Below are 1,790 nucleotides of genomic sequence, written 5' to 3'. Positions count from 1 at the left end.
GGTGAGGTCATCACCAAGAACCTTGACACGGAGAATGGCAATTCTGTTTACAGACAGGCTGTTGAGAACTACGATGTAGCTAACTACTACACGCAGGGCAATGTTACCGCCACATCCGTAGAGGATGCCAACGGCAACAAGTACACCGAGACAAAGAACCGTTACGACAGCTACTATCTGACTGCCGATGGTGACAAGTACACGTTCGCAAAGCGTGACGTGAATCTTTGGAGTGACCGTGCATCTGCATTCGTACCTCTCCGCTATACGGCCAACTTGCAGTATGAGGGAGCGGCAAACGGTGTGGTTACATCCGAGGCATGGAACGAGTATTATCTCAATGGCTATCATGGTGAGTTGAAGTCCTACAAGTACAGCGACAAGGGCAGTCTTGGCGAGGACGGAAACGGCAAGTTCGATTATGCGACTGCTATCAAATATACCGACAATGCAGGCAAGCACATCTTCGGTCTTCCTGTTGATGTGACTGTGACAGGTGGTGACGGCTCGCTCTATCACCATGTGACGGCGAAGTACAACACTAACTACGCCAACCACATCACGCAGATTACGCAGCAGTTGAATGATGGTGAGGCGGTGACGGATTATAAGTATGACTCTTACGGCAACATCACACAGAAGACTCTACCTGCCAACGGCAAGGGACAGCGTATGTGGTACAAGTACCGCTATGAGCCAGAGATGAACATGTATGTTGAGCGCATTGATGATGCGTGGGGGTATCGCAGTGAGCAAGGCAACTTCGACTATCGCTATGGTATTGCCAAGGAGCATCGTGACCTCAACAACTTCTATTATGAGACTGATGTTGACGACCTCGGTCGCATCACTGGCGTGCGTGGTCCTAACGAGTTGGCTACAGGTGTACCTTATGCCATCGCCTTTGAATATCAGCCTTTGGCTACCTTTGGTGAGAGTGGCATTACCGCTCCTGCTTACGCAGTGACCAAGCACTACGACATCCAGCATCCTAACGATGACTTGGAGACCGTTACTTTCGTTGACGGCTTCGGAAGAGCCGTTCAGGTGAAGAAGGACGGTGTTGTGACAAGTGCAGCAAAGGGCAACTCTGCCAAGGATGAGAACGTGATGATAGTCAGCGGAAGAAACGTGTATGACGCTTTCGGACGTGTGGCAAAGGCATTCTATCCTACAACGGAAGGAACTGGATCGAAATCAACGTTCAGCAAGTCATTTGACAATGTATCTCCTACCGTCACAGTCTATGACGTGCTCGACCGTGCTACCTCAGTGACATTGCCGGACAACTCTACGACAACTACGGCATATTCTGTTGACAACGGCAGTCATGCACTTGTTACAACCGTAACAGACGCACTCCATAATGTGCAGGCTACCCATACCAATGGCAGTGGCAAGACCTTGAAGACCATCCAGAAGAGCGGTCCTGACGGTGAGATTACCACCTCGTTTGAGTATGACGGCATACAGCGTCTTGTTCGTGTTACCGACACGGAGGGCAATGTAACGACCTCCACTTACGACATGGGCGACCGTCGCACGGAGGTGAACCATCCTGCAAGCGGCATCACCAGTTTTACTTATGATGCGCTCGGCAATGTGCTTACAAAGCAGACTGCCAACCTTGCCAAGGAAGGCAAGTTCATCACCTACGATTATGACTATCAGCGTTTGACGGGCATCAACTATCCTGACCACCCGGAGAACAACGTGAAGTATTATTATGGTGGTCGCAATGCTTCTCAAAACCGCATCGGTCGCTTGATGCTCCGTGAGGACGGAACGGG

1 pseudogene is annotated in these 1,790 nt (G+C 50.6%); it reads left to right on the top strand.

Going from position 1 to position 1,790, the window contains the following annotated elements:
- Positions 1 to 1,790, top strand: a pseudogene (locus DXA74_RS15890) (type IV secretion protein Rhs); the annotation flags it as partial.

The organism is Bacteroides sp. OF04-15BH (assembly GCF_003477995.1).
Lineage (GTDB): Bacteria > Bacteroidota > Bacteroidia > Bacteroidales > Bacteroidaceae > Paraprevotella.
Note: the sequence above shows the minus strand (reverse complement) of the source record. Positions and strands in the feature narration are given on the sequence as shown.